At 70.4% G+C, this 21840-nt stretch carries 19 protein-coding genes and 1 riboswitch; of the genes, 13 read left to right on the top strand and 6 right to left on the bottom strand.

Features of this window, described 5'->3' with window-relative positions; genetic code table 11:
- Positions 1 to 82: 82 nt before the first annotated feature.
- From ACIDOF_RS24000 to ACIDOF_RS23955, 10 genes are all read left to right on the top strand, one after another.
- The gene (locus ACIDOF_RS24000) at positions 83 to 691 is read left to right on the top strand and encodes a CDP-alcohol phosphatidyltransferase family protein (protein WP_409008120.1); all 609 of its coding nucleotides are present in this window, start codon (positions 83 to 85) and stop codon (positions 689 to 691) included.
- A gap of 111 nt (positions 692 to 802) precedes the next feature.
- Positions 803 to 3298 (top strand): sugar phosphate nucleotidyltransferase, encoded by a 2496-nt coding sequence (locus ACIDOF_RS23995; RefSeq protein ID WP_409008119.1) that lies wholly within the window; start codon positions 803 to 805, stop codon positions 3296 to 3298.
- Positions 3299 to 3376: 78 nt separating this feature from the next.
- Complete coding sequence (locus tag ACIDOF_RS23990; protein ID WP_409008118.1) at positions 3377 to 4273, top strand: DUF881 domain-containing protein; 897 nt, start codon at positions 3377 to 3379, stop codon at positions 4271 to 4273.
- The gene (locus tag ACIDOF_RS23985; RefSeq protein ID WP_019708255.1) at positions 4270 to 4602 is read left to right on the top strand and encodes a small basic family protein; all 333 of its coding nucleotides are present in this window, start codon (positions 4270 to 4272) and stop codon (positions 4600 to 4602) included. Before ACIDOF_RS23990 ends, ACIDOF_RS23985 begins: the two co-directional genes overlap by 4 nt.
- A gap of 5 nt (positions 4603 to 4607) precedes the next feature.
- The gene (locus tag ACIDOF_RS23980) at positions 4608 to 5540 is read left to right on the top strand and encodes a DUF881 domain-containing protein (RefSeq protein ID WP_409008117.1); all 933 of its coding nucleotides are present in this window, start codon (positions 4608 to 4610) and stop codon (positions 5538 to 5540) included.
- Between the two features lie 85 nt (positions 5541 to 5625).
- Positions 5626 to 6579, top strand: coding sequence for an FHA domain-containing protein (locus tag ACIDOF_RS23975; protein ID WP_409008129.1), 954 nt, complete (start codon positions 5626 to 5628; stop codon positions 6577 to 6579).
- Positions 6580 to 6623: 44 nt separating this feature from the next.
- Complete coding sequence (locus ACIDOF_RS23970; RefSeq protein ID WP_409008116.1) at positions 6624 to 7370, top strand: MerR family transcriptional regulator; 747 nt, start codon at positions 6624 to 6626, stop codon at positions 7368 to 7370.
- A 53-nt stretch (positions 7371 to 7423) separates the two neighbouring features.
- Entirely contained in the window at positions 7424 to 7897 is a 474-nt protein-coding gene (locus ACIDOF_RS23965) for a bifunctional nuclease family protein (protein WP_347731313.1), read from the top strand.
- 122 nt (positions 7898 to 8019) lie between these two features.
- Positions 8020 to 8697 carry a MerR family transcriptional regulator gene (locus tag ACIDOF_RS23960; protein ID WP_409008115.1) on the top strand — a complete coding sequence of 226 codons (678 nt, stop codon included), beginning with the start codon at positions 8020 to 8022 and terminating at the stop codon, positions 8695 to 8697.
- A 71-nt stretch (positions 8698 to 8768) separates the two neighbouring features.
- A complete protein-coding gene (locus ACIDOF_RS23955) occupies positions 8769 to 10418 on the top strand; it encodes a DNA polymerase IV (protein WP_409008114.1) in 1650 nt (549 codons plus the stop codon).
- On the opposite strand, the gene ACIDOF_RS23950 is transcribed toward ACIDOF_RS23955, so the two are convergent.
- Positions 10322 to 10711: a PRC-barrel domain-containing protein gene (locus ACIDOF_RS23950; RefSeq protein WP_409008113.1), complete on the bottom strand. Its 390-nt coding sequence runs from the start codon at positions 10709 to 10711 to the stop codon at positions 10322 to 10324. The two genes, ACIDOF_RS23955 and ACIDOF_RS23950, sit on opposite strands and share 97 nt — an antisense overlap.
- Positions 10712 to 10847: 136 nt before the next feature.
- Positions 10848 to 10953: riboswitch (glycine riboswitch) on the top strand.
- A 181-nt stretch (positions 10954 to 11134) separates the two neighbouring features.
- Here ACIDOF_RS23950 and gcvP point away from each other — a divergent pair.
- Positions 11135 to 14020, top strand: a complete 2886-nt coding sequence (gene gcvP, locus ACIDOF_RS23945) for an aminomethyl-transferring glycine dehydrogenase (protein ID WP_409008112.1) — start codon at positions 11135 to 11137, stop codon at positions 14018 to 14020.
- Between the two features lie 96 nt (positions 14021 to 14116).
- On the opposite strand, the gene ACIDOF_RS23940 is transcribed toward gcvP, so the two are convergent.
- Both ACIDOF_RS23940 and ACIDOF_RS23935 read right to left on the bottom strand, forming a co-directional pair.
- Positions 14117 to 14323, bottom strand: a complete 207-nt coding sequence (locus ACIDOF_RS23940; RefSeq protein WP_409008111.1) for a DUF5999 family protein — start codon at positions 14321 to 14323, stop codon at positions 14117 to 14119.
- 246 nt (positions 14324 to 14569) lie between these two features.
- A complete protein-coding gene (locus tag ACIDOF_RS23935) occupies positions 14570 to 15247 on the bottom strand; it encodes a hypothetical protein (protein WP_409008110.1) in 678 nt (225 codons plus the stop codon).
- A 472-nt stretch (positions 15248 to 15719) separates the two neighbouring features.
- Between ACIDOF_RS23935 and ACIDOF_RS23930 the strand changes: the two genes are divergently transcribed.
- A complete protein-coding gene (locus ACIDOF_RS23930) occupies positions 15720 to 17252 on the top strand; it encodes a glutamate--cysteine ligase (RefSeq protein ID WP_409008109.1) in 1533 nt (510 codons plus the stop codon).
- An 18-nt stretch (positions 17253 to 17270) separates the two neighbouring features.
- Here the strand turns inward: ACIDOF_RS23930 and ACIDOF_RS23925 are convergent, their stop codons facing one another.
- Positions 17271 to 19037, bottom strand: coding sequence for a substrate-binding and VWA domain-containing protein (locus ACIDOF_RS23925; RefSeq protein WP_409008108.1), 1767 nt, complete (start codon positions 19035 to 19037; stop codon positions 17271 to 17273).
- Between the two features lie 169 nt (positions 19038 to 19206).
- Here ACIDOF_RS23925 and ACIDOF_RS23920 point away from each other — a divergent pair, with 169 nt between their 5' ends.
- The gene (locus ACIDOF_RS23920; RefSeq protein ID WP_409008107.1) at positions 19207 to 20007 is read left to right on the top strand and encodes a CPBP family intramembrane glutamic endopeptidase; all 801 of its coding nucleotides are present in this window, start codon (positions 19207 to 19209) and stop codon (positions 20005 to 20007) included.
- A 49-nt stretch (positions 20008 to 20056) separates the two neighbouring features.
- Here the strand turns inward: ACIDOF_RS23920 and ACIDOF_RS23915 are convergent, their stop codons facing one another.
- Positions 20057 to 20866 carry a PhzF family phenazine biosynthesis protein gene (locus tag ACIDOF_RS23915; protein ID WP_409008106.1) on the bottom strand — a complete coding sequence of 270 codons (810 nt, stop codon included), beginning with the start codon at positions 20864 to 20866 and terminating at the stop codon, positions 20057 to 20059.
- Between the two features lie 202 nt (positions 20867 to 21068).
- Positions 21069 to 21785, bottom strand: a complete 717-nt coding sequence (locus ACIDOF_RS23910; protein ID WP_409008105.1) for a class I SAM-dependent methyltransferase — start codon at positions 21783 to 21785, stop codon at positions 21069 to 21071.
- Positions 21786 to 21840: the final 55 nt, after the last annotated feature.

Genomic DNA, 21840 nt, shown 5'->3' with positions numbered 1-21840 from the left:
GGACCCCTCTGCAGGACCTTCCGGAGACGGCAGGTAAAGTCATGGGGCATCGTTGGCACGTTTCCCCACAGGAGGCCCCCGGGTGGAGGTCCAGGAGACCCGCGTACAGACCGACCGGGTCCTCACCATCCCGAACATCCTCAGCATGGCGCGTCTGGTCGGCGTGCCCCTTTTCCTGTGGTTGATCCTCAGGCCGGTCTTCGGGGGCCCCAACAGCGACGGCTGGGCGTTGCTGGTGCTGATGCTCAGCGGCGTCAGCGACTATTTGGACGGCAAGCTCGCCCGTCGCTGGAATCAGATCAGCAATCTGGGCCGGCTCCTCGACCCCGCCGCGGACCGGCTCTACATTCTTTCCACGCTGCTCGGGCTGACCTGGCGAGAGATTCTGCCGATCTGGCTGACGGCGCTCTTGCTGGCGCGCGAACTGCTGCTGCTGGTGATGGTCGGTATCCTCCGGCGGCACGGATATCCGCCGCCGCAGGTGAACTTCCTTGGAAAAGCTGCGACGTTCAACCTCATGTACGCCTTCCCGCTGCTGCTTCTCAGCGACGGCACGGGGTGGCTCTCGTCGTTGGCTGCTATTTTCGGCTGGGCGTTCGCCGGATGGGGTACAACGCTGTACTGGTGGGCAGGGATCCTCTATGTGGTTCAGGTCCGCCGGCTCGTCAAGGCGGACTCCAAGGCCGATTGAGCCTGTCGAATCTGCGACCGAAGACCGGTACGCGGTCCGCGCTTGAGGCGGACCTGCTCGGACGGGCTAAGTCGGCAAGACAGTCGTCTCTTCGAGGAGGACGCTTCCGACATGAAAGCCGTCGTGATGGCCGGCGGCGAAGGCACTCGTCTTCGCCCCATGACCTCGAGCATGCCCAAACCGCTCCTGCCGGTGGCGAATCGGCCAATCATGGAGCACGTGCTGCGGCTGCTCAAACGGCATGGGCTCAGCGAAACCGTCGTCACCGTTCAGTTTCTGGCGTCGCTCGTCAAGAACTATTTCGGTGACGGTGAAGAGCTCGGAATGGAGCTCACCTATGCCAATGAGGAGAAGCCACTAGGCACCGCAGGGAGCGTCAAGAACGCGGAAGAAGCACTCAAGGACGATGCGTTCCTCGTCATCTCCGGGGATGCGCTGACCGACTTCGACCTCACCGAACTCATCAATTTCCACAAGGAAAAGGGCGCACTGGTCACGGTTTGTCTGACCAGGGTGCCCAATCCGTTGGAGTTCGGCATCACCATCGTCGACGAAGACGGCAAGGTCGAGCGCTTCCTCGAGAAGCCCACCTGGGGACAGGTCTTCTCCGACACCGTCAACACCGGCATCTACGTCATGGAGCCGGAAGTCTTCGACTACGTACAGCCCGACGTCCCCGTCGACTGGTCCGGTGACGTGTTCCCGCAGCTGATGAAGGACGGAAAGCCGATCTACGGCTTCGTCGCCGAGGGCTACTGGGAGGACGTTGGCACCCACGAGAGCTACGTGAAGGCCCAGGCGGACGTCCTCGAAGGAAAAGTCGACGTAGAACTCGACGGATTCGAGATCTCGCCCGGAGTGTGGGTCGCCGAAGGGGCGGAAGTGCACCCCGACGCCGTGCTGCGCGGGCCGCTCTACATCGGGGACTACGCGAAGATCGAAGCCGACGTGGAAATTCGCGAGCACACCGTCGTCGGCTCCAACGTCGTCGTGAAGAGCGGGGCGTTCCTGCACAAGACCGTGGTGCACGACAACGTGTATGTCGGGCAGCAGTGCAATCTGCGCGGTTGCGTCATCGGGAAGAACACCGACGTCATGCGGGCCGCGCGGATCGAGGACGGGGCCGTCATCGGGGACGAGTGCCTCATCGGTGAAGAGTCCATCGTGCAGGGCAACGTACGCGTCTATCCGTTCAAGACCATCGAAGCCGGCGCGTTCGTCAACACCTCCGTGATCTGGGAGTCCCGCGGCCAGGCGCATCTGTTCGGGGCCCGCGGAGTGTCCGGAATTCTCAACGTCGAGATCACGCCGGAACTGGCCGTTCGACTGGCCGGGGCCTATGCGACGACGTTGAAGAAGGGGGCCACCGTCACCACCGCCCGTGACCATTCGCGTGGCGCGCGGGCGTTGAAGCGGGCCGTGATCTCCGCGTTGCAGGCGAGCGCCATCGACGTACGGGATCTGGAGAATGTGCCGTTGCCCGTGGCGCGGCAGCAGACCGCGCGGGGCAGTGCCGGCGGAATCATGATCCGTACGACACCAGGGGTGCCGGACTCCGTCGACATCATGTTCTTCGACGGGCGCGGGGCCGACCTTTCGCAGGCCAGTCAGCGGAAACTCGACCGGGTCTATGCGCGGCAGGAATACCGGCGGGCGTTCCCCGGGGAGATCGGGGATCTGCGTTTCCCGGCCAGCGTGTACGACTCGTACACCGGGTCGTTGCTGCGGAATGTCGATACCAGCGGGATCGCGGAGTCCGGGCTGAAAGTCGTGGTCGACGCGTCCAACGGAAGTGCCGGACTCGTGCTGCCCAGCCTTCTCGGGAAGCTCGGGGTCGACGCCCTGACCGTCAATCCCGGACTCGACGAATCGCGGCCCACCGAATCCATCGAGGCGCGGCGGGCCGGGCTCGTACGGCTCGGGGAGATCGTCGCGTCCGCGCGGGCCGCGTTCGGTGTGCGGTTCGACCCGGTCGGCGAACGCCTGTCGCTCGTCGACGAGAAGGGGCGGATCATCGAGGACGACCGGGCGCTGCTCGTGATGCTCGACCTGGTGGCCGCGGAGCGGCGCAGCGGGCGCGTGGCGCTGCCGGTGACGACGACGCGGATCGCCGAGCAGGTCGCCGCGTACCACGGCACGCAGGTGGAGTGGACGACGACGTCGCCGGACGATCTGACCAGGGTCGGGCGGGACGACGCGACGATCTTCGGCGGCGACGGGCGCGGCGGGTTCATCGTTCCGGAGTTCAGCAGCGTCTTCGACGGTACGGCGGCGTTCGTACGGCTCATCGGACTGGTGGCGCGTACGCAGCTCACGCTCAGCCAGATCGACGCGCGGATCCCGCGGGCGCACGTGCTGCGGCGGGACGTGCCCACGCCGTGGGCCGTGAAGGGGCTCGTGATGCGCCGGGTCGTCGAGGAGGCGGGCGAGCGGTCCGTGGACACCACCGACGGCGTGCGGGTCGTGGAGGCCGACGGGCGCTGGGTGATGGTGCTGCCCGACCCGGCCGAGGCCGTCACCCATCTGTGGGCCGAAGGGCAGGACGACACCTCCGCTCAGCATCTGCTCGACCAGTGGTCCGCGGTGGTGGAGAGCGCCGGACGCTGACCTCGGGGCGTGCCGGGCGGCGCCCCCGCCCGGCACGCCGGTGGGGCCATTCGGAGGTACGGGGCGCGACGTGCGACGATGTGCGGCATGCCGCAGCCCCCCGTTCGGAGCACACCCTCCCCGCCCTCGCGCCCGGACGCTTCGATGTCGCTGCTCACCAACGTGATGGACCACAGCCTCGACGACGGCTACGCGGAGGCGGCGGCCCGCAAGCAGGCCGAGGGCAACGGCGGTCTGCCGCGTACGCTGCGGGCCAAACTGGGCCTCGCCGCAGGCCTTGTGCTGGCCGCGCTGGTCGTGACGGTCGGGGCGGCGCAGGCGCGGATAGCGGCGCCGGTCGTCGCGAAGGAGCGCGAGGAGCTCATCGACCGCATCGAGCGCGAGACGGACGCCGCCGAGAAGCTCGAGGGCGACGTCGACGCGCTGCGTGACGACGTCGGCCGGCGCCAGCGCGCCGCACTGCAGAAACACGGCGGTGACAAGGGCGAGTTGACGGCCCTGCTCTCGGGCGCGACCGAGGTGTACGGGCCGGGCGTCCGCCTGGTCGTCGACGATGCGAAGAACACCGAGCAGGGCGGGGGCGGGCCGCGCGAGAGCAGCGGCTTCTCCGACAACGGCCGGGTGCGCGACAGGGACATGCAGCAGGTCGTCAACGGCCTCTGGCAGTCCGGCGCGGAGGCCATCGCCATCAACGGCCAGCGGCTGACGTCGCTGTCGGCGATCCGTGCGGCGGGCGACGCCATACTGGTCGACAACAAGCCGCTGGTGCCCCCGTACACGGTGCTCGCGGTGGGGAACGGGCAGCAGTTGAGCACCGAGTTCCAGGACAGCGTCGACGGGCAGTATCTGCACGCGCTGCAGGAGAACTTCAACATCAGGGCGCGCATCTACGTGGAGGACGAGGTGCGGCTGCCCGCCGCGCCGAGCCTCATCGTTCGCAATGCTGAGCCGCTAGCAGGAAAGGGCACATCGTGATCGCCGTACTGGGCCTCGTCGTGGGAGTCGTGGTCGGACTTTTGGTCCGGCCAGAGGTTCCCGCGGTGGTCGAGCCGTATCTCCCGATCGCCGTGGTGGCGGCACTCGACGCGGTGTTCGGTGGCCTGCGCGCGATGCTCGACGGGATCTTCGACGACAAGGTGTTCGTCGTGTCCTTCCTGTCCAACGTGGTCGTGGCCGCGCTGATCGTGTTCCTGGGCGACAAGTTGGGCGTGGGCGCGCAGCTGTCGACGGGCGTGGTCGTCGTGCTCGGCATCCGGATCTTCTCCAACGCTGCCGCGATCCGGCGGCACGTGTTCCGGGCGTGAGGCCGATGCGGAGCGAACTGCCCCCAGAGGAGCCCAACAAGCCGGAGCAGTCCGGGGAAGCGGCGAAGCCCGCCGAGGCCGAGACACCGCCGTCCGCTTCATCTCGTACGGATCGTGCGGATGGTGCGGAAGGCGCGGATCGTACGGAGAAGTCGGCGGCCGACGCGGGAGCTCCGGCCGGTGACGCGACCGGTACGAAGGAGAGCGGCGGCGAGGCGGAGCTGACCGGTCGGCAGCGTCTCGCGCGGAGCCTGTGGCCGCCGAAGGTGTCGCGGGCCCAACTCATCGTCGCGCTGCTGCTGTTCGTGCTCGGGCTCGGTCTGGCGATCCAGGTGCGGTCCAACAGCGAGAGCAGTGCTCTGCGCGGCGCGCGACAGGAAGATCTTGTCCGCATTCTCGATGAACTCGACGACCGTACTCAGCGTCTTGAGGACGAGAAGCAGCGTCTCGACGACCAGCGCACCGAGTTGGAGAACAGCTCGGACCAGGCCGAGGAGGCGCGTAAGCAGACGATCGAGAAGGAGCGGCAACTGGGCGTGCTGGCGGGCACGGTGGCGGCGCAGGGACCGGGCATCACCCTGACCGTGACCGACTCCAGGGGCGCGGTCGAGGCGGACATGCTGCTCGACGCGATCCAGGAGCTGCGCGCGGCCGGTGCGGAGGCGATTCAGATCAACGACGTACGGGTCGTGGCGGGCACCTATCTCGAGGACGCCGCAGGGGGAGTGAGGGTGGACGGCCGCAAGGTCGCGGCGCCGTACCGCTTCAAGGTCATCGGCAAGCCGCAGGACCTGGAGCCGGCGCTCAACATCCCTGGCGGCGTTGTCCAGACGCTGGAGAAGGAGCAGGCCACGGTCGCGGTGGCACAGGCCGAGAAGATCGTCGTTGATGCCTTGCGACGGGCGAATCGTCCTGACTACGCTCGGTCGTCCTCCTAGTGAGGCGGGGGTACATGAGGGCAGTTGTGCAGGGACAAGGAGTAGCGGGGGGTCGACGCATCGGAAGCATGGTGCGTGGTGGAAACTGTCGGGTGGATACGGACGTTGTGACTATGTCCGTGTTTCCGATGTACGCCGGTGTGAGCATTCAGGGTTCGTCCTGCCCCACGGGCGGGTCTGTTTCGGTCAAGGGGAATCGCCCGTGAAGTTGTTTGCGAAGTTGTTCGGCAAGAGCGGCCGGGAGGACGGTGGCGACGCCACCGCTCGGCACCGCGCGCCGCACCAGGGAGACGCCGAGGCGCAGGGCGCCGAGCGGCCGTTGTTCCGTGACGAGGTGTCCGGCGGCAGCGGTGACCTTTCCGGCGGCCGGGGCGCGTCTTCTGTTGACCCTGCGGCGTCCGGCCGCATAGGTTTCGGGGAACCGTCAACCTCAAGTACGGGTGGAGAGTTTGCCTCCGGCCCGTACGCATCCGACGCCGCGCGGCAGGAGGATCCGTCCATGTCGGCCTTGCCGGTTTGTACCAGGTGCGGGCATCGGAACGCCGAGGCCAGCAGGTTCTGTTCCAACTGCGGTTCGCCGCTGCGCGCGGGCGCGGCCGCGGAGCGTCCCTCGGAGACGACGTCGACGATCTCGATCTCCGGCATCGAGGCGTACGACGCGGAGGCGACAGGGCAGACGCAGTCGCCCGCGCTGTCCCCGGAGGCCCAGGCCGCCGTGGACGCGCTGCCGCTCGGCTCGGCCCTCCTGGTGGTCCGCCGGGGCCCGAACTCGGGCAGCCGCTTCCTCCTCGACGGCGAGCTGACGACGGCGGGCCGGCACCCGCAGAGCGACATCTTCCTGGACGACGTGACGGTGTCGCGCAGCCATGTGGAGTTCCGCCGCGGCGCCGACGGCACGTTCACCGTCGCCGACGTGGGCAGCCTCAACGGCACGTACGTCAACCGGGAGCGGATCGACTCGGTCCCGCTGTCGAACGGCGACGAAGTGCAGATCGGTAAGTACCGGCTGGTCTTCTACGCGAGCCAGCGGAGCATCTGACCCTCCCCCTGGCTCCGTCCGGGGGAGCACTCCAGGGAAGGTCCATGCGTCAATCACCGAGGGGCGGTGCCGAATCCGGCACCGCCACCGCGGGCGGTCGCCTGGTGAGCATCGGTTCGGTGCTCAATCAGCTGCGCGACGAGTTCCCCGAGGTCACCATCTCCAAGATCCGTTTCCTGGAGTCCGAGGGGCTCGTCGAGCCGCAGCGCACACCGTCCGGGTACCGGAAGTTCAGCCCCGAGGACGTCGAGCGGCTCGCTCAGGTGCTGCGCATGCAGCGCGACCACTACCTGCCGCTGCGGGTCATCAAGGAGCACCTGGACGCCGCCGAGCGCGGCGAGGACGTACAGCTGCCCTCCGTGGGCCCGCAGCGCAGCCACGGGGATCTGGCGGACGACCTGCCGGAGGTCGTCGTGCACGCCGCCGCCCTGGTCGGGCGGGCGGAGTTCCTGGAGGCGGCCGAGGTCAGCCCGGAGCAGCTCGACGAGTGGGAGTCGTACGGCCTGATCACGCCGGTGGCGGACGGTGGGTACGACATCGAGGCCGTGCAGGTGGCACGGCTGATCGCGCAGCTGGGCGATTTCGGGATCGAGCCACGGCATCTGCGGGCCATGCGCGCCTCGGCCGAGCGGGAGGCGGGCCTGGTCGAGCAGGTCGTCGCACCGCTGCGCCGGCACCGTAATCCGCAGACCAGAGCCCATGCGGAAGCCCGTACGAAGGAACTGGCGACCCTGACGGTCCGGCTGCATTCGGCGCTGGTGCAGACCGCTCTGCGGGTCCGGTTGCACTGACGAGAAGTCGGCCCGACTACCCAAACCTGCCTGGCAGGTCCTAGGGTTGCTGTGTGAATGAGCTCGACGTCGTCGGTGTCCGGGTCGAAATGCCCTCCAACCAACCGATCGTGCTCCTGCGTGAAGTGGGAGGCGATCGGTACCTCCCCATCTGGATCGGTCCAGGGGAGGCGACCGCCATCGCCTTCGCACAGCAGGGGATGGCGCCTGCGAGGCCGCTGACGCACGACCTGTTCAAGGACGTGCTGGAGGCGGTGGGTCAGGAGCTCACGGAAGTGCGCATCACGGACCTGCGGGACGGTGTTTTCTACGCGGAGCTGGTGTTCGCCAGCGGGGTCGAGGTCTCGGCCCGTCCGTCCGACGCGATAGCGCTCGCGCTGCGCACCGGTACGCCGATCTTCGGCAGTGACGGTGTGCTCGACGACGCGGGGATCGCGATTCCGGACGAGCAGGAGGACGAGGTGGAGAAGTTCCGCGAGTTCCTCGACCAGATCTCGCCGGAGGATTTCGGCACCAACAGCCAGTGAAGCGCCGCTCACGCGGACCTGTCAGACCATTCGGCTAGCCTTTCCCGGCGGTGGGGCACCGGAAACCACTCTCAGGGTGATTATCACTCGGCATGCCGAGTGTGGCGTTCGTTGACGCACCCATGGGTACTGCCTACCGTCGAGAAGGCAGGTCAAGGACGGAGGTCGGCGTGAGAAGCAGCGGCGACGGTACGGCTGGGGGAGCTTCCGGGCGCAGTCCGGGAGAGAGCGGGCCGTATCCGCTCCACGGCAGGGCAGTCGGGCAGGGGCCTCAGCGGCCTGCACTGAGCGGGGTGGACATGACCCCGGAACAGGTGGGGTACCGAGGGCCGACGGCTTGTGCCGCGGCCGGCATCACCTACCGGCAGCTGGACTACTGGGCGCGTACGGGGCTCGTGGAGCCCAGCGTGCGGCCCGCGTACGGATCGGGCACCCAGCGGCTCTACAGCTTCCGTGACGTGGTCCTGCTCAAGATCGTGAAGCGTTTCCTGGACACGGGCGTCTCGCTGCAGAACATCCGCACGACGGTCCAGCATCTGCGCGACCGCGGGTTCGCGGACCTGGAGCGGATGACGCTGATGAGCGACGGTGCGACGGTCTACGAGTGCACGTCGCCCGACGAGGTCGTGGATCTGCTCCAGGGCGGCCAGGGGGTCTTCGGGATCGCCGTGGGCGTCGTGTGGCGTGACGTGGAGGCGGCACTGTCGCAGCTGCACGGCGAGCGCATCGACACCGGAGAGACGCTCATCGGGCACAACCCCATGGACGAGCTGGCCCGGCGCCGCAATCGCGCCGGTTGAGGGCGGGCGCGCCGGGGCCTGCGGGGGCTGAACGCGCCGCGTTGTCAGTGGCGTAGGGCAAGCTCGGTCTTGTGAGATCGACGCCCACGATTCTGCATCTGGACATGGATGCCTTCTACGCATCGGCGGAGCAGGCGGCCAAGCCCAGCCTGCGCGGAAAAGCCGTGATCGTGGGCGGGCTCGGGCCACGCGGTGTCGTGGCCACGGCGTCGTACGAGGCCCGGCGGTTCGGGGTGCACTCGGCGATGCCGATGGGGCAGGCGCGCAGGCTGGCGCCGAACGCCGCGTATCTGGTGCCGAGATTCGGGCTCTACCGGGACGTCAGCGAGCAGGTCATGGAGTTGCTGCGGGGGCTCTCGCCGCTGGTGGAGCCGCTCAGCCTGGACGAGGCGTTCGTGGACCTGGAGGCCGGCGGGGTCGCCTCGGACGAGGCGTCGGCCCGGGCCGTGGGGGAGCAGCTGCGGGCGGACATACGGCAGGTGACGGGGCTGACGGGGTCGGTGGGTCTGGCCGCGTCCAAGATGGTCGCGAAGATCGCCTCGGAGGAGGCGAAGCCGGACGGGCTGCGGCTGATCGTGCCGGGCACCGAGCGGGAGCTGCTCGGGCCGATGTCGGTGCGGACGCTGCCCGGCGTCGGGCCGGTCACCGGGGACCATCTGCGGCGGGCCGGGATCGTCACCGTCGCCGAGCTCGCTGAGGCCGGTGAGGACGAGCTGGTGCGGCTGCTCGGCAAGGCGCACGGCGGGCATCTGTACGAGATGGCGCTGGCGCGGGACGAGCGGCCGGTGGTGGCCGAGCGGGACACCAAGTCGGTGTCGGTGGAGGACACCTTCGACATCGACATCCACGACCGGGTGCGGGTCCGCCTCGAGGTGGACCGGCTCGCGGAGCGGTGCGTGCAGCGGCTGCGCGCGGGCGGGCACTCGGGCCGCACGGTGGTCCTGAAGGTGAGGCGGTACGACTTCTCGACGCTGACCAGATCCGAGACCCTCCGCGGCCCCACAGACGACCCCGGTGTCGTACGGGAGGCCGCGGCGCGGCTGCTGGAGTCCGTGGACACCACGGGCGGGGTGCGGCTGCTCGGGGTGGGAGTGTCCGGGCTCGCCGACTACACGCAGGAGGACCTCTTCGCGCAGGCGGCACAGGCGGCGGCACTGGTGGCTCAGGCCGAGGCGCAGGCGGCTCAGGACGCGCAGGACGCCCCGGCCGAGGAGACGCAGGGCAAGGAGGAGCTGGAACGGCGGGAGCGGGGCGAGGAGGCGGCCGAGGGGGAAGGGCCGGGCCCTGTGTCCGGGGAGGGCGTGCCGGGGCCGGAGGCGGCCGTCGAGGCCCCGGCGGAGCGGCGTTGGCTGGCGGGGCACGACGTCCGGCACGCGGAGTTCGGGCCGGGATGGGTGCAGGGCAGCGGGCTCGGGCGGGTCACGGTGCGGTTCGAGACGCCGTGGTCGCCGCCGGGGCGGGTGCGGACGTTCCGGAGCGACGATCCGCTCCTGGAGCCCGGGGAGCCGCTGCCGCTGGTGGTCCCGCCGGACGGCCCCGTCCCGGAGGGTGAGGGCGTGCACGCGGCTCGGGCGGAGCCGCGGGCGGAGGGGGAGGCGGCCGGTCGGGCCGGGGCTTCTCCGGCTCAGGCGGGGGCGTCCGGGTCCTCCGCGCCGGCGATGCGGCCGAAGTCGCGGTCCGGAGGCGGCTCTTCCATGGGGGCGGAGACGTCGATCCCGTAGTGGTGGTAGAGCTGCAGTTCCTGCTCGGGTGAGAGGTGGCGGCCCACGCCGAAGTCGGGGGCGTCCTTGATCAGGGAGCGTTCGAAGGGGACGCGCAGGGCGCCCTCCACCAGCTCGCTCGGCTCCAGGGGTACGAAGGCGTCCCGGCTGAACAGCCCCGTCCGTATCGCCGCCCACTCCGGGGTGCCGGTGGCGTCGTCGAGATAGACCTCGTCCACGGTGCCGAGCTTGGAGCCGTTGCGGTCGAACGCCTTCCGGCCGATCAGGCTCCGCGGATCCATGTCGGTCTGCACGGTCCCTCCAGAAGGTCGCGAGTCATCCGTCATCACTACGAAAGAGCAGTTTTCCGGCGAAGGCCACTCGAGCCTCGATGGGTCCGGCTCTCCCTGACTGGCCGGATGTCCGCGCTGGTAGGCTGGCCACGGCTGCTGACCCCGTGCGGGAGAGCTCTCCGATCGACGAAGACGCTGATCGGAGGCGCCGAAGGAGCAAATCCTCCCCGGAATCTCTCAGGCACCTGTACCGCACGGACGAGGTCACTCTGGAAAGCAGAGCGGGTGTCGACGGCTTCCGCTCTCACCGACGGTGAAAGCCGGGTCGCAGCGAGCGGGCGGTCCGGTGAAGCTCTCAGGTTGAGATGACAGAGGGGGAGGCCGTCCGGGTACCCGCGCCGTGGTGCCCCTCGTAGGTCGCAATCGACCAGGAGGCCTCCGCAAATGAACGCCCCTCGCATTCCGCTCTCCCAGCTGGAGCGCGGCATCCCCTTCGAGCAGCGCCACATCGGCCCCGACGCCGAGGCCCGCGCCAAGATGCTCGCCCAGGTCGGGTACGGCTCGCTGGACGAGCTCACCGCGGCCGCCGTGCCGGACGTCATCAAGAGCGCCGAGGCGCTGCAGCTCCCCGCCGAGCGCACCGAGGCCGAAGTCCTCGCCGAACTGCGGTCGTTCGCCGACCGCAACGAGGTCCTCGCCCCGATGATCGGCCTCGGCTACTACGGCACGTTCACGCCGCCGGTGATCCTCCGCAACGTCATGGAGAACCCCGCCTGGTACACGGCGTACACCCCGTACCAGCCGGAGATCTCGCAGGGGCGGCTCGAGGCGCTGCTCAACTTCCAGACCGTGGTCGCCGACCTGACCGGGCTGCCCACCTCCGGCGCCTCGCTGCTCGACGAGGGCACCGCGGCCGCCGAGGCCATGGCGCTGTCGCGGCGCGTCGGCAAGGTCAAGGACGGCGTCTTCCTGATCGACGCGGACGCCCTGCCGCAGACCGTCGCCGTGATCGAGACGCGGGCCGAGCCGACCGGCGTCGAGGTCGTCGTCGCCGACCTCAGCGAGGGCATCCCGGCCGAGGTGGCCGAGCGCGGCGTCTTCGGCGTGCTGCTGCAGTACCCGGGCGCCTCCGGCGCCGTACGCGACCTGAAGCCGGTGATCGAGCAGGCGCACGAGCTGGGCGCGGTCGTGACCGTGGCCGCCGACCTGCTCGCGCTGACGCTGCTGACCTCGCCCGGCGAGCTCGGCGCGGACATCGCGGTCGGTACGACGCAGCGCTTCGGCGTGCCGATGGGCTTCGGCGGGCCGCACGCCGGATACATGGCGGTGCGCGAGAAGTTCGCCCGCAGCCTCCCCGGCCGCCTCGTCGGCGTCTCCGTGGACGCCGACGGCAACAAGGCGTACCGCCTGGCGCTGCAGACCCGTGAGCAGCACATCCGCCGCGAGAAGGCGACCAGCAACATCTGCACCGCGCAGGTGCTGCTCGCCGTGATGGCCGGGATGTACGCCGTGTACCACGGTCCGCAGGGCCTCAAGGACATCGCGCAGCGCACCCACCGGTACGCCACGATCCTCGCCGAGGGCCTGAAGGCCGGCGGCGCCGACATCGTGCACGGCACGTACTTCGACACCCTGACCGTGCGCGTGCCCGGCCGGGCCGCGGGCGTCGTGGAGACGGCGCGGGAGCGCGGCGTCAACCTGCGCCTCGTGGACGCCGACCACGTGTCGATCGCCTGCGACGAGACCACCACGCGGGCCCAACTGGCCGCCGTGTGGGCCGCGTTCGGCGTCGAGGGCGACATCGAGGCGCTCGACTCCGCCGTCGCCGACACCCTGCCCGAGGGCCTTCTGCGCACCGACGCGTACCTCACGCACCCGGTGTTCCACCAGTACCGCTCCGAGACGGCGATGCTGCGCTACCTGCGCAAGCTGTCCGACCGGGACTACGCCCTGGACCGCGGCATGATCCCGCTCGGCTCCTGCACGATGAAGCTGAACGCGACGACCGAGATGGAGTCCGTCACCTGGCCCGAGTTCGGCGCGCTGCACCCCTTCGTGCCGGCCGAGCAGGCGCAGGGCTATCTGACGCTGATCCGTGAGCTGGAGGAGCGGCTCGCCGAGGTCACCGGCTACGACAAGGTGTCGCTGCAGCCCAACGCCGGTTCGCAGGGCGAGCTGGCCGGTCTGCTCGCGGTCCGCGGGTACCACCGGGCCAACGGCGACGAGCAGCGCACGATCTGCCTGATCCCGTCCTCCGCGCACGGCACGAACGCCGCGAGCGCCGTGATGGCCGGCATGAAGGTCGTCGTCGTGAAGACCGCCGACGACGGCGAGATCGACGTCGAGGACCTGCGCGCCAAGATCGAGAAGCACCGTGACGAGCTCGCCGTGCTGATGATCACGTACCCGTCGACGCACGGTGTGTTCGAGGAGCACGTCGCCGACATCTGCGCGCAGGTGCACGACGCGGGCGGCCAGGTGTACGTGGACGGCGCGAACCTCAACGCCCTGGTGGGGCTTGCCAAGCCGGGCCGGTTCGGTGGCGACGTCTCGCACCTCAACCTGCACAAGACGTTCTGCATCCCGCACGGCGGCGGCGGCCCCGGCGTCGGCCCGGTCGGTGTGCGCGAGCACCTCGCCCCGTACCTGCCGAACCACCCGCTGCAGCCCGCCGCGGGCCCGGAGACGGGGGTCGGTCCGATCTCGGCGGCGCCGTTCGGCTCGGCGGGCATCCTGCCGATCTCGTGGGCGTACGTCCGGCTGATGGGTGGCGAGGGCCTGAAGCGGGCCACGCAGGTCGCGGTGCTCGGCGCGAACTACATCGCCAAGCGCCTGGAGCCGCACTTCCCGGTGCTCTACACCGGGCCCGGCAACCTCGTCGCGCACGAGTGCATCATCGACATCCGCCCGCTGACCAAGGCCACGGGCGTCACCGTCGACGACATCGCGAAGCGCCTGATCGACTACGGCTTCCACGCGCCGACCATGTCGTTCCCGGTGGCCGGCACGCTGATGATCGAGCCGACGGAGAGCGAGGACCTCGCGGAGCTGGACCGGTTCTGCGAGGCGATGATCGCGATCCGCGCGGAGATCGAGAAGGTCGGCTCCGGCGAGTGGCCCGCCGAGGACAACCCGCTGCGCAACGCCCCGCACACGGCCGCCGTGCTCGCGGGCGATTGGGAGCACGCGTACAGCCGCGAGGAGGCCGCGTTCCCGGCCGGTGTCGAGGCCGCCGACAAGTACTGGCCGCCGGTGCGCCGCATCGACCAGGCCTTCGGCGACCGCAACCTGGTCTGCTCCTGCCCGCCGATCGACGCGTACGAGAGCTGATCCTGGCCGCCTGAGGCGGTTCGGGCACAGAAATGGGCCGGTTCGGAGAGTGATCTCCGGGCCGGCCCGTTGTGTTCGGTACGCCTGCGGCGCCCTCTACGCGGCGCGCACCACCTGGTCGGTGCCGAGCGGGCGGTGCGGGGCGATGATCTGCCCGTCCGGCAGCAGCTCACCGGTGTCCTCGAAGAGCAGGACTCCGTTGCACAGCAGGCTCCAGCCCTGCTCCGGGTGGTGCGCCACGAGCCGGGCGGCCTCCCGGTCGGCGGATTCGGCTGTGGGGCAGGGTGGCTGGTGCTGGCACATGGCTGTGTTCTTTCGGTCCGTCGTGGTTGGGATCTGCGTCCTGCGACTCGATGCGGCGTTCATACCGCCCCCCGTTTGTGTGTCGGTCCGATCCAAGTGTTGCCCTACAGACGTGAATCCGCAGGCATTTGACGGCAGCGCTCCACACCGGAGTAGGACGCGTCACTCGTGCGGACGGTTCAGCCAACTCCGTTGTCTCTTCGGGTGGTTCGGGGTGGCCGGATGGGGCTAGTCCGGTCGGGCCGGTCAGGCGGGGGAGCCGAGCAGGGGCGGTGCGGGTTTGATCCGGTGGGTGAGGACCGGCAGGAGGTCCGCGGCCCGGTGCGGGAGGTGCGCGGCGATCCCGGGCGGCGCGGGCGCCAGCGGTACGAGCAGGTCGGTCGGCCGGAGCGGGCCCGCGCCGGGGTCGGCGGCGGGGTCGCCGTGCAGCCACAGGGTGAGCATGTACAGCTCGGGCACGGACAGGAGCCGGGGCTGGTAGGCGGCGGGCAGGGCTTCGGCCTGGCGTACGGCGCTTTCGGCGGACGTGACGTACGGGCCTTCGAGGAAGTGGGAGAACGTCCAGCCGTCGGGCGTGAGCCGGGTGTCGGCGGCGGCGACCGTGCGGTCTCCCGGGGCGGCGACGGTGCGGACTCCGTTGTGGTCGGCGGTGCGGTCTCCGTTGCGGTCTCCGTTGCGGCCGCGGGTGTCGTCGCTGCCGGTGCGGAGCAGGAAGCGCCAGCCGGTGTGCCGGGTGCGGGGCGGGCCGCCGGCGGGGGCGGTGCGGCTCAACACGTGGACGGGGAGGGCGAGTTCGGGCCGCACGGGGCCGGTGGCGGAGCACAGGGCGGGCGTGCGCGCCTCGCGCACGGCGGTGGGGGAGCCGAGTGCCGCTAGGACGCTGCGCAGGGCGGGCGCGGGAGCGGTCGTGAAGTGCAGCGGCATGATGGGTCGCCTCTCGTTCGACAGGCTGGGCGTGCGCGATGCGCGGATGCGCGGGTGGCGGTGGGGCGCACGGGGCAGAGCGGGACGACGCTGTCGGCTCTGGGGGACGGCGGGGCGGGGAACCGGTCCGGAACGCCGTCCCGGGAGCGCCAACTCTCCGTCTCGTTCGCGGAGTTTATACGACGGGTGTTCAGTCGTTGTTTCGTCTATCGGCTTCCGTGAGGGCCCGCAAGACGTTATTCGGTCTGCTCAATACGGGGTGTGCCCGGGGGTTTTACGGAGGCCCCGCGCATGACCTCGGGATCTGTTCCGCGAGGGGTCGGCCTGATGTCGTCGGCGTTTTTCACGAGGCATGTTCGGCGAGCAACTGCACTTTGTCTCTTGCCCCTTGAATGTGCCGGACGGCCACAGGGTTGAGCTTAGTGGCCCGTGGGCATGTGCGGGGCGTTATCTATCGAGGAGGGACGCTTCGATGGGGGAGAAGGTCGCGGCCGGTGTGTTCGACCTGGCCGACAGGCAGCGGTACCGCAGGAAGGTGCAGCAGTGTCTCGCGGCGCTGCGGCGACTCCTCGACGAGGAGCGTTTCGACCGTCCCAGGAATCTGATGGGGATGGAGATAGAGCTGAATCTGGCGGGGCCCGAGGGGCTGCCGAGGATGCTGAATGCGGAAGTGCTGGAACGTATCGCGAGCCGTGATTTTCAGACGGAACTCGGCATGTTCAACCTGGAAGTCAACATTGCCCCGCACCGACTGCACGGCCGGGTTTTCGATCAGCTCGCGGAGGAGTTGCGGACGGGGCTCGGGTACGCCCACCGAAAGGCCAACGAGGTCGCCGCCGGGATCGTGATGATCGGTATTCTGCCGACGCTCGGCGAGGACGATCTGGTGCTCAGGAACCTTTCCACGGTGGAGCGTTACCGGCTGCTCAACGACCAGATGGTCGCGGCCCGCGGCGAGCATTTCACCCTGGACATCGAGGGCGTGGAACGGCTCGTGTGCACGTCGGCGTCGATCGCGCCGGAGGCCGCCTGCACCTCCGTACAGCTGCATCTGCAGGTGACGCCGGACCGGTTCGCGGATGTGTGGAACGCGGCGCAGGCTGTGGCGGCGGTGCAGATAGCGCTGGGGGCGAACGCGCCGTTCCTGTTCGGGCACGAGCTGTGGCGGGAGTCGCGGCCGCCGCTGTTCCTGCAGTCCACGGACACCCGGCCGCCCGAGCTGCAGGCGCAGGGGGTGCGTCCGCGCACGTGGTTCGGGGAGCGGTGGATCTCCTCGGCGTACGACCTCTTCGAGGAGAACCTGCGGTACTTTCCGCCGCTGCTGCCGATCTGCGACGACGAGGACGCGCTGCGGGTGCTCGACGAGGGCGGTGTGCCGAGCCTGGCCGAGCTGGCGCTGCACAACGGCACGGTCTACCGCTGGAACCGGCCGGTGTACGGGGTGGTGGACGGCGTACCGCATCTGCGGGTGGAGAACCGGGTGCTGCCCGCGGGGCCCACGGTCACGGACGTGATCGCGAACGCCGCGTTCTACTACGGCGTGGTGCGGGCGCTCGCGGAGGACGCGCGCCCGGTGTGGTCGCGGCTGCCGTTCGCGTCGGCGGCCCGGAACTTCGACGCGGCCTGCCGGTACGGCATCGAGGCCGAGCTGGAGTGGCCGCGCGGTGGCCGGTTCGGCGGTACGCAGCTGCTGCCGGCGGTCGATCTCGTACGGGACGAGCTGTTGCCGTTGGCGGCGGCGGGCCTGGACGCGTGGGGGGTGGAGCCGGGGGACCGGGATCTGTATCTCGGTGTGATCGAGGGGCGGTGCACCCGGCGGGCCAACGGAGCCTCGTGGCAGGCGGCGACCTTCCACCGGGCGGTGCGGGGCGGGCTCGCGCGGGAGGAGGCTCTGGCGGCGACGACGCGGCGGTACAGCGAGCTGATGCGGTCGGGGGAGCCGGTGCACACGTGGCCGGTGGGGTTGCTGTCGGAGCTCGCTCCGGGGGAGCCGGCCGGATCGTGAACGCGCCCTCCCCAGGCGTCAGTTGCCGCCCGCCGCGATGATCGCCTTCAGGATGACCTCCTGCATCTGGGCGGGGTCGTCGATCTGGTAGCCCGTGCCGCCCGTGGCCGCCGCGATCTCCTGGACCTCGTTCTTGTCGGCGTCCGGGCCGACGGCGATCGCGATCAGCGGGACGGGCCGCTTCGGGTCGGCGAGCCGCTTCAGCTCCTTGACGAGGGCGGCGCGACTGATGGACCCCGGGTCCTGGTTGGCGCCGTCGGTGAGGATCACCAGGGCGTTGAACTTGCCCTTCACGTACGACTTCTGCGCGTCCTTGTACGCCGCGAGGGTCGTGTCGTACAGGCCGGTGTAGCCCGGCTTCGGCTGGAGGGCGCCGTACGCGGCGATGAGGCGTTCGCGCTGGGTGGTGCCGTTGCCGGCGCTGTCGCCGAGTCGGCGGGTGTCGACCAGCTTGCGGTAGTCCCGCTCGCCGTCGAGGTAGGTGGCGAACTCCCAGACGCCGATCTCGTCCTCGGACGTGAACTGCGACAGCGCCTTCGTCAGGGAGGCCTTGGTGACCTCCAGGCGGGACTGGCCGCGGGCGGGCACGGTGCGGCCCATGGAGTTCGACACGTCGACGACGGTGGTGAGCCGGGCGCTCTGCACCGTGATCGTCCACATGCCGAGGGTGGCCTGCAGATCCTTCGGCGACGGCGGCTCGGCCGACGCCGTCGCGTACGGCTGGGGCTCGCGGCCGCCCGCCGCCGTCACCAGGTCCTCGGACGGGTCCTGCGTGCCGGTGCGGAATCCGTGCTTCTCGAAGACGCCGCGGCTGTCCTCCTCGCCGAGCAGCGTCATGAACCGCAGCGCGGCCCGGCTCTCGTCGGTGGACATGCCGGGCTCGTCGACCAGCGTGTACGGATAGTCCAGCCGGGGCGCGCCGTCCTTCGGGTAGAACAGCTCCAGCCGGCCGTCCTGGTTCGCCGACCGGTTGTGCGCGAACGCGGCCTGCTCGGAGACGATCAGGGCCTGGTTGCGGCGCGGGTTGCCCTGTTCCGTGCCGGAGTCGTCGCGGGCCACGGTCTCCAGGGCGTGGGTGTCGCTGTCGGACACGCGCTGGGCGAGCAGCTTCGCGGTGGCGGCGACCTGCGTGTCGCTCTCCGGGCCCTCGGCCTTCGCGGCGGACTCGCCGATCTTCGTGAGCGCGAGCAGCCCGCTGGCGCTGCGCGCGGGGTCGGCGGCGCCGAGGCGCACCTTGTCGTCCTCGGTGGCGAGCGCGGTCAACTCGGCCCACGTGTACCGCTTCTCGGGCCAGCCCGCCGAGTCGGCGGCCGACGGCACCATGCCCATCGTGACCGGCGACGACGCGATGTTCCCCGCCGGGGTCAGGGGCACCCCGTCGTCGCCGAGGCCCGCCCGGTCCACCCACAGGTCGGAGTCGGGCACCCACACCTCGAACTCCGGTGAGTCGGTGGCCTGCAGGGATCCGGCCACCTTGTGCGCCTCCTTCGACTGCACCCGTACGTCGAGACAGCGGCCGTCGGACGTCACGTCCTGGTCGCGGGCGCGGTCGGCTGCCTCGTCCAGGGCGGGGGCGATGTCGGGGGAGGCGAGGACGTCGACCCGGACCGCGTCGTCCTCGCAGGCGCCGGCGAACGTGAGGAGGCCCTGCTTGGCTGCGACTCCGGCCCCCGTCGCCACGCCGAGCACCAGGACCGTCGCGATGGCCACGGTGCGGCGGCGGGCGCGGGGGCGCGATCGCGCCACGTCCGTCGCGTACGGTGCGGGCGATTGGTGACGTCCCATGACGGTTGGTGCCCCTCCTCAGGCGCAGCGACCGGGCGAACGGAACGAGGCGGCCCGCCTCGCGTCGACGTACGCTCCCCCTCGGTCCTGCACGATCTTCGTACCTGCTTTCGAGACCCTAGCGGGGCGAGGATGGGGATGCGGTGGGATTGAACAGATGGAGGCAGGAGTGCAGTCGGAGGCAGAGTCGGTGGCCGGTTCTTTTCGCCCGGAACGACCGACAAGACGGATCTTCCGGGACGAGACCTTGCTCGTCCTCGCGCTGTCCCTCGGCGCGAGCGCGGTGTCCGCGCTGATCAGCTTCGTCGGGTCGGCCACCAAGCCGGGGGGCCTGAAGGACCAGGCGGCCACGCTCAACTCCTCGGCGGCGCCCGGCCGTCCGTGGCTCGATCTGGCCTGGCAGCTGTTCGGCATCGCGACGGCCCTGGTGCCGGTCGCGCTCGTCGCCCATCTGCTGCTGCGCGAGGGCGCCGGGCTGCGCGTGATCGGCTTCGACCGGCGGCGGCCGCTCCCGGATCTGGGGCGCGGGGCGCTGATCGCGGCGGGCATCGGCAGCACCGGCATCGCGTTCTATCTGGCCACGCGGGCGCTCGGCTTCAATCTGACGGTGGTGCCGGAGGGGCTGCCGGAGGTGTGGTGGAAGTTCCCGGTCCTGATCCTGTCGGCGGCGCAGAACTCGATCGTCGAGGAGGTCATCGTCGTCGGCTATCTGCTGCGCAGGCTCGACCAGTTGGGCTGGTCGCCGGGGGCGTCGATGGCGGCGAGTTCGGTGCTGCGCGGCTCGTACCACCTCTACCAGGGCATCGGCGGGTTCGTCGGGAACATGGTGATGGGGGTGGTCTTCGTGTACCTGTACCGGCGGTGGGGCCGGGTCGGCCCGCTCGTCGTCGCGCACACGCTGCTCGACGTGGGCGCGTTCGTGGGGTACGCGCTGCTCGCGGGGAAGGTGGGGTGGCTGCCCACGGCTTGATGCGCGTGGGCAGCCGTGACCGGTGGATCGTCGCGCTCAAGTCGCCCGGTCAGGCGTGGAGTTCGCCCTCGATGACGGTGACCGCGCTCCCGGTGAGCAGAGTGCGGTCGCCGCGCAGCGCGGTCCGGACCCGGCCGGAGCGCGGGGACGCCTGCAGTCCGGTGAGCTCGTCCCGGCCGAGCCGCTGCGACCAGTACGGGGCGAGAGCGGTGTGGGCGCTGCCGGTCACCGGGTCCTCGTCGATGCCGACGCGGGGGAAGAAGCAGCGGGACACGAAGTCGTAGCCGCGGGTGGGGTCTTCGGCGCGGGCGGTCGCGATGATGCCGCGCTCCGAGTGGGCGACGAGCGCCTTGTGGTCGGGGCGCAGGGCGTGCACGGCCTGTTCGTCGGCCAGCTCGACGAGCAGGTCGCCGACGTTCCGCCCGGTGTCGACGGCGGCGACGGGCTCCGCGCCGAGGGCCTTGCCGATGGCCGGGTCGACGGCGACTTCGGTGAGCGGCGCGGTCGGGAAGTCGAGCGTGATCGAACCGTCGTCGTGGGCGGTGGCGGTCAGCACACCGGAGCGGGTGGCGAACCGCACGGGGCCGTCGGCGGCGTCGGTGGAGCGCAGCACGTGGGCCGTGGCCAGGGTGGCGTGGCCGCACATGTCGACCTCGGTGGCCGGGGTGAACCAGCGCAGCGCCCAGTCGGCCTCGCCGCCTTCGGGCAGCGGGTGCGCGAAGGCGGTCTCGGCGTGGTTGACCTCCAGGGCGACGTTCTGCAGCCAGTCGTCGGAGGGGAAGGCGTCGAGGAGGAGCACGCCGGCGGGGTTTCCGGCGAAGGGTCGGTCGGTGAAGGCGTCGACGATTCGAATCCGCATACCGGGGACGCTACGGGGGCCGGTCCGGACCCGGCCAAGGCCAATTCGGGACGGGTGGACTCCTTTCCGGGGCGTTGCCTGTGGTGCGTGGTCGGTGGCGGCTTCAGGCTCGGTCGGCTTCAGGATCGGTCTGGTTTCACGCTCCGTCCGGCTTCACGCTGGGTCGGCTTCACGCTCGGTCTGGCTGAACGCTCGGGCGGCTTCACGTTCGGGCGTCGGCCGGCCGTCTGGCCAGGAACGTGGCGAAGGAGCGTCTGGCGTCGCCCTCGTGGGCCTGGTCGGTGCGGGAGGTGATGAACAGGCCCGCGCCGACCAGGAGTTGGGCGATCTCGTCGGCGGGCAGCAGGTGGGACTCGTACGACACCGGGTGCCCGTAGGCCTGCTGGGGGCGGAAGTGGAGGCCGGCGCCGACGTGTCCCGCCAGCATCAGCGTGCCGCCCGGGGCGAGCGTGCGGCGGAACTCGGCGTACACGCCGGGCAGCGCCTCGGGCGGCAGGTGGTGGGTGGAGTAGTACGCGAGGATGCCGCCGAGTGCGCCGTCCCGCACGGGCAGGGCGGTCATCGAGCCGACGGCGAAGCGGGTGTGCTCTTCCGCGCCTCGGCGGCGCGCGGCCAGCTCGACCATCCGCGGGGAGAGGTCGATGCCGTACACCCGCAGGCCCGACTCCCTCAGGTGCGCGGTGACTTTGCCCGGCCCGCAGCCGACGTCGACGACCGGTCTCCCGAGCCCGTCCGCCCGTACGACCTCGGCGAACGCGGACAGCAGGGCCCGCGACAGCGGGTCGAGCTCGGCCGGGGGCTTGACCTGCCGGTCGTAGTCGACGGCGACCGTGTCGTACGACTCGCGGATCGCGTCGAGGTGGGACGGGAGGGTTCGGTGGACGGTTCGCTGAGGGGGCGGCTGGGCGGTTTCGGTCACGTCGGCGAGCCTAGGGGAGGGGTCTGACAACGGCCGGGCCGGTCCGCCGAGGCCG

It is taken from the genome of Streptomyces sp. Da 82-17 (assembly GCF_046098215.1).
Lineage (GTDB): Bacteria > Actinomycetota > Actinomycetes > Streptomycetales > Streptomycetaceae > Streptomyces.
The sequence above is the reverse complement of the archived record's forward strand: the minus strand, read 5'-3'. Positions and strand labels throughout refer to the sequence as shown.